The organism is Mycobacterium palustre (genome assembly GCF_002101785.1).
GTDB lineage: Bacteria > Actinomycetota > Actinomycetes > Mycobacteriales > Mycobacteriaceae > Mycobacterium > Mycobacterium palustre.
The window spans coordinates 79,003-85,200 of the sequence record NZ_LQPJ01000105.1; the positions used below are offsets into that span (position 1 = coordinate 79,003).

Below are 6,198 nucleotides of genomic sequence, written 5' to 3' on the forward strand. Positions count from 1 at the left end.
CGCGTCGATGGGTTAGCCTGAGCCTTTCGTAGAGCCACCACGGCAGGAGCTCGATGGCACCGCAAGACAGCGTCGCCGCGCGGCTTGCCCGCGAAGACACCGGCTATCACAAGGGCCTGAAGAACCGCCAGATCCAGATGATCGCCCTCGGCGGCGCCATCGGGACCGGCCTGTTCCTCGGTGCCGGCGGACGGCTGGCCTCGGCGGGGCCGGGACTGTTCCTCGTCTACGGGATCTGCGGCGTCTTCGTCTTTTTGATCCTGCGGGCGCTCGGCGAGCTCGTCCTGCACCGCCCGTCGTCGGGATCGTTCGTGTCCTACGCGCGCGAATTCTTCGGCGAGAAGCTGGCTTTCGTCGCGGGCTGGATGTACGTCCTGAACTGGTCGATGACGGGCATCGTCGACACCACCGCGATCGCGCACTACTGCCACTACTGGAAGACGTTGCAAGTCGTGCCGCAGTGGACGCTGGCCCTGATCGCGCTCGTGGTGGTGTTGGCGATGAACCTGATCTCGGTCAAGGCCTTCGGCGAGCTGGAGTTCTGGGCCTCCCTGGTCAAGGTGCTGGCGCTGGTGACGTTTTTGGTCGTCGGCACGGTCTTTCTGGTCGGGCGCTTCAAGGTCGACGGCCACGACACCGGCACCGGGCTGTGGGACAGCCACGGCGGGTTGCTGCCGACCGGCCTGCTGCCGCTGGTGCTGGTCACCTCGGGGGTGGTGTTCGCCTACGCCGCCATCGAGCTGGTCGGCATCGCGGCCGGGGAGACCGCCGACCCGGAGCGGATCATGCCGCGCGCGATCAACTCGGTGGTGTTCCGCATCGCGGTCTTCTATATCGGGTCCACCGTGCTGCTGGGCCTGCTGCTGCCGTACACCGCCTACCGCGATCACGTCAGCCCGTTCGTGACCTTCTTCTCCAAGATGGGTTACAGCGGCGCGGGCAGCGTGATGAACCTGGTGGTGCTCACCGCCGCGCTGTCGAGCTTGAACGCGGGGCTGTATTCCACGGGCCGCATCCTGCGGTCGATGGCGATCAACGGCAGCGGGCCCAAGTTCACCGAGCCGATGTCGCGCAACGGCGTGCCGTACGGCGGGATCCTGCTCACCAGCGCGGTGGGCCTGTTGGGGATCGTGCTCAACGCCGTCAAACCGAGCCAGGCGTTCGAGATCGTGCTCCACGTCGCCGCCATCGGCATCGTGTTCGCCTGGGGAACGATCGTGGCCAGCCAGCTCCGGTTCTACCACCTGGCCAGGGCCGGGCGGGTGCAGCGACCGAAATTCCGGATGCCGCTGGCACCGTACAGCGGCTATCTCACGCTGGCCTTCCTGGCCAGCGTCGTGGTCCTGATGTTCTTCGACAAGGTCCAGGGTCCATACCTGCTGGGCGCGACGGTCGTCGCCATTCCCGCGCTCACCGGCGGGTGGTTTCTGGTCCGGCACCGCGTGCGGGCGGCCGCCGCCGAAGTAACCGCGTCGGAGCCCGCGCCGTCCACCGATCCGCCCGTGCCGGCCTAAGGCTCGTCGACGTCGCGACCGTCGGCCAGATCGCCGCATTCGACGATCTCGACGTCGTCCCTGCCGCTCAAAAACCCGGCCGCGCCCCGGTCGCCGGACAGCCGCGCCAGCACGGCCGGCCAATGCCGGCGCGCCAGCACCACGGGATGGCCGGGCCGGTCGCCGAAGTGCGCCCGCGCCAGGCCGCCGGGCGACGCGGCCGCGCGGCCCAGGACCCGGGCCACCACGTCGGGGCCCGTGCCGGGGGTGTCGATGACGTGCAGCACCGCGTAGTCGGCCCCCATCCGGTCGGCCTGGGCCAGCCCGGCCCGCACCGACGCGCTCAGCCCCTGGTCCCAGTCGGGCGCGACGACCGCGGTGGCCCCGGCAGGTATCGAAACCTCGGCCGCGCCCAGCACGACGACGACGTCGTCGCAGCCGCCGCCGAGCAACGCCGTGACCGCGGCGTCCAGCCAGCCCTCCACCAGGACCTTCGGCTTGCCGTAGCGCCGGCCGGCGCCCGCGGCGAGCAGGACCCCTACCGAGCGGGCCACGGGGCCGCTCGACTGCGATAACGGCACTCTCCTATGATGACATTGGGCTTCTCACCCGGCGAAACTACGGAGCGCGATGACTCAGGACCTCCAGGGGGCCGCGGCGGTTTCTTCTGGGCCGGCCCCCCGCTACGCCGGGACCCGCGTGCGACGGGTGGAGGACGGCCGCTTGCTGACGGGACGCGGCGGCTTCGTGGACGACATTTCGCGGCCGGGCATGCTGCACGCCTGCTTCGTGCGCAGCCCGTTCGCCCGCGCCCACATCAACGGGATCGACGCCTCGGCGGCCCTGGAGCTGCCCGGCGTGCGCGCGGTGTTCACCGCCGCCGACCTCAACCCCGACGTGCGGGAGGCGTGGCACGCCGTCGCGGGCAAGGACGTCCCCGACACCCCGCGGCCCCCGCTGGCCGAGGGCGAGGCGAAGTTCGTCGGCGACCCGGTCGCGCTCGTCGTCGCCGAGAGCCGCTACATCGCCGAGGACGCCCTCGAGATGATCGATGTCGACTACGAGCCGCTGCCCGCGATCACCGACTTCACCCGCGCGCAGGACTCGGACGTGCTCGTGCACGACAGCTACGCCAACAACGTCGCGGGTGGCATGGGCGGTGCGCCGCCGGACGAGGAGCTGTTCGCCTCGGCGCCGTGTGTGGTGAAAGAGCGCATCTACCAACAGATTTACGCGCCGGTACCGATCGAGACGCGCGGCCTGGTTGCCGAGTGGTCGGCGGCCTCCGGGGAGCTGACCCTGTGGGCGTCCACCCAGACCCCGCACGAATTGCGGGCGTTCTGCGCGCGCCTGTTAGGCATTGCGGCGCAACGGGTTCGGGTGATCATGCGCGACACCGGCGGCGGCTTCGGCCAGAAGGTGGTGCCGATGCGCGAAGACATGTGCATCATGCTGGCCGCCCGCAAGGTGCCGAGCGCGCTGAAGTGGATCGAGGACCGCCGGGAGAACCTGATGTCGGCCGGGCAGGCCCGGCACGTCGACGGCACCGGCCGGATGGCGTTCGACGACGACGGCGTTATCCTGGCCGCCGACATCGACTTCGTTCAGGACGTCGGCGCCTACCCGACGCCGTATCCAGTGCTGACCGCGGCCGCGATCGGGATGTTCTTCCCGGGCCCCTACCGGGTGCCCAAGGCCAGCTTCAACTACAAGACCGTGTTCTCCAACACCAGCGGCCTGGCCGCCTACCGCGGCCCGTGGCAGTACGAGACGCTGGCGCGCGAGGTCCTGCTCGACATCGCCGCGCGCCGGCTCAAGCTCGACCCGGTCGAGCTGCGCCGGCGCAACCTGCTGCGCCGCGACGAGATGCCCTACTTCAACCCCAACGGCATGCCGTATGACCACGTCGCCCCGATCGAGACGTTCGAGCAGGCGGTGAAAATCCTTGACCACGAAGGGTTTCGCAAGGAGCAGGCCGAAGCCCTCGCCCAGGGCCGCTATCTGGGCCTGGGCTTTTCGGCGTACATCGAGCCGACGAGCGCGGGGACGGGCCACCTGGGCGCCGAGGGCTGCACCATCCGGATGGAGCCGACGGGCAAGATCAACGTCTACGTCAACGGCGGCTCGACCGGAAACAGCTTGGAAACCACGGTCGTTCAGCTGACGGCCGACGCGCTGGGCGCCGACATCGACGACATGGCCACCATCCAGGGCGACACCGCGATCACGCCGTACGGGGCCGGCACCCAGGGCAGCCGCAGCGGCCCGATGACCGCCGGGGCGGTCGCCGAGGCGGGAAAGATCTTGCGCGACAAGGTCGTTGCGCTGGCCGCCCATCACCTCAAGGTGGCCGAAACCGAAGTGCAGCTGGCACAGTCGGCCGCGGCGGTGCGCGGCGACCCGTCAAGGCGGGTGAGCTTCGGCGAGCTGGCCTACCTGGCCTACTACTCGCCGCAGGCGCTGCCGCCGGGGATGTCGCCCGATCTGGAGGCCACCGCGCGCTACGTCGCCAAGGCGCCCATCCTGTGGTCCAACGCGACGCACGCCTGCACCTGCGAAGTCGACGTGGCCACAGGCAAAGTCACGCTGCTGCGCTACATCGTCAGCGAGGACGTCGGGCCGATGATCAACCCGACCGTCGTGGAGGGCCAGATCGCCGGCGGGACCGTGCAGGGCATCGGCGGCGCGCTGATGGAGGAGCTGGCCTACGACGACGACGGCAACCCGCTGGCCACCACGTTCGTCGACTACCTGCTGCCGACCACCACCGAGGTGCCGCCCATCGAATTCGGTCACGTCGAGATTCCCGGCCCCGGGCCCGGCGGCTACAAGGGCGCCGGCGAGGGCGGGGCCATCGGCTCGGTGCCCGCGGTGATCAACGCGATCAACGACGCGCTGGCGCCGCTGGGCGTGACGGTCACCCGGCTCCCGGCGAGCCCGGCGTCGATCTCGGCCCTGCTGAGCGAGGCGGCGCGGTGAAGCCCGCCTCGTTCGACTACCACCGCCCCGACACCGTCGACGACGCCGTCGCCGTGCTGGCCGAGCTGGGCGACGACGCGAAAATCATTGCCGGCGGCCAGAGCCTGGTCCCGATGCTGGCGATGCGGCTGGCGTACTTCGACCACCTGATCGACATTTCCCGGCTGGGCGAGCTGCAGGGCATCGAGCGCCGCGGGTCGGAATTGTGGATCGGCGCGGGCACCACCGAGGCCGCGGTGGGCGCCGACGACCATGTGCGCCAAGCGGTTCCGCTGCTGACGCTGGCGACGCCGTTCGTCGGGCACTTCCAGATCCGCAACCGCGGCACCCTCGGCGGGTCGATCGCCCACGCCGACGCCGCCGGCGAATACCCCGCCGTCGCGCTGACGCTGGACGCGGTGATGGAGGTGCGGTCGCCGTCGGGGCGCCGCGACATCGCCGCCGCCGACTTCTTCGCCGGCGTGTGGGAGACCACGATGGAATCCGACGAGATCCTCACCGGGGTGCGGTTTCCGGTGTGGAACGGCCGATCCGGGTTCGCCGTCCAGGAATTCGCGCGCCGGCACGGCGACTTCGCGATCGCGGGGGCGCTGGTCGCGGTCTCACTCGACGACGACGACCGGGTATCGCGTTGCGCGATCGGCCTATTGGGCCTGGGCTCCACCGTGACGCGGGCCACCGCGGCCGAGGCCGCGGTGATCGGCAAGCCGGTGGGCGAGCTGGTGGCCGAGGAGGTCGGGCGGGCCGCGATGACTGGGCTCGACGATGTCCCGTCCGACCTGCAGGGGTCGGCGGCGTATCGCACCAAAGTGGGAGCGACCATGGCCGCGCGCGCCTGGAGCCAAGCAGTGTCAAAAGCCGTCGCGGGGGCAGGCAATGCATGAACAACCGGTCCAGTTGTCGGTCAACGGGACGGCGGTCAACGCCAGCGTCGAACCGCGGATGACGCTCGCGGACTTCCTGCGGGAAAGGTGCGGCCTGACCGGCACCCACCTGGGCTGCGAGCACGGGGCGTGCGGGGCCTGCACGGTGCTGCTGGACGGCGCGGCCGTGCGCTCGTGTTTGATGTTCGCCGTGCAGGCCGAGGGTATGGCGGTGACGACGGTCGAGGGCATCGCGGCGCCGGACGGCACCCTGTCGCCCGTGCAGTCGGCGCTGCGGGAGTGCCACGGGCTGCAATGCGGCTTCTGCACGCCGGGTTTTGTCACGTCGCTGACCGCGCTGCTGCGCGACAACCCCAACCCCAGCGACGCCGAAATCCGCGAAGGCCTGTCCGGAAACTTCTGCCGCTGCACCGGCTATCAAGGGATCGTCGCCGCCGCGCACCGGGCGGCCGAGGCGATGCGCTCCTCGGCGGTCACGCCGAGGTAACCCCGCGCCATCGGCTCGGCATCGATAATTGCCTGGCGGCAGTAACTTTCGCGGGCCCGCGCGTACCCTAAGCCCTGATATTTCTGATTTCTCGGGAGTTGGGCGTGCAGGTATCGCGGAAGGCGCAGCGGAGTCTGGCCGGCGGCTCGATGCTGCTCTCGGCCGCGCTGGCCGGTCTGGTGCTGGTCGCGGGCTGCAGCTCCGTCATCGAGGGCAAGCCGGTCGCCACGCCCGGCGCCGGGCCCACCGAACCGACCTTTCCCACGCCGCGGCCGAGCACGACGAACCCGGCGCCGAGCACCCGACGGTTTCCTTGTTGATCTGGCAGCGGGTCATGCCGGACTTGGTCTCGATT

Annotated in this window: 6 protein-coding genes; 5 read left to right on the forward strand and 1 reads right to left on the reverse strand. The window is 70.3% G+C overall.

What is annotated here, in order from left to right; genetic code table 11:
* Positions 1 to 53 precede the first annotated feature (53 nt).
* On the forward strand, positions 54 to 1,514 hold the full coding sequence (locus AWC19_RS15015) for an amino acid permease (protein ID WP_085078852.1): 1,461 nt from the start codon (positions 54 to 56) through the stop codon (positions 1,512 to 1,514).
* Here AWC19_RS15015 and AWC19_RS15020 read toward each other — a convergent pair.
* A complete protein-coding gene (locus AWC19_RS15020) occupies positions 1,511 to 2,074 on the reverse strand; it encodes a nucleotidyltransferase family protein (RefSeq protein WP_085078853.1) in 564 nt (187 codons plus the stop codon). The two genes, AWC19_RS15015 and AWC19_RS15020, sit on opposite strands and share 4 nt — an antisense overlap.
* Positions 2,075 to 2,123: 49 nt before the next feature.
* On the opposite strand from AWC19_RS15020, the gene AWC19_RS15025 reads away from it, so the two are divergent.
* From AWC19_RS15025 to AWC19_RS31615, 4 genes are all read left to right on the forward strand, one after another.
* A complete protein-coding gene (locus tag AWC19_RS15025; protein ID WP_085078854.1) occupies positions 2,124 to 4,472 on the forward strand; it encodes a xanthine dehydrogenase family protein molybdopterin-binding subunit in 2,349 nt (782 codons plus the stop codon).
* Positions 4,469 to 5,356 (forward strand): FAD binding domain-containing protein, encoded by an 888-nt coding sequence (locus AWC19_RS15030; protein WP_085078855.1) that lies wholly within the window; start codon positions 4,469 to 4,471, stop codon positions 5,354 to 5,356. The genes AWC19_RS15025 and AWC19_RS15030 overlap by 4 nt, the downstream gene beginning before the upstream one ends.
* Positions 5,349 to 5,843, forward strand: a complete 495-nt coding sequence (locus AWC19_RS15035) for a (2Fe-2S)-binding protein (protein ID WP_085078856.1) — start codon at positions 5,349 to 5,351, stop codon at positions 5,841 to 5,843. The genes AWC19_RS15030 and AWC19_RS15035 overlap by 8 nt, the downstream gene beginning before the upstream one ends.
* A gap of 104 nt (positions 5,844 to 5,947) precedes the next feature.
* Positions 5,948 to 6,163 (forward strand): hypothetical protein, encoded by a 216-nt coding sequence (locus tag AWC19_RS31615; RefSeq protein ID WP_158090879.1) that lies wholly within the window; start codon positions 5,948 to 5,950, stop codon positions 6,161 to 6,163.
* The last annotated feature ends 35 nt before the right edge of the window (positions 6,164 to 6,198 follow it).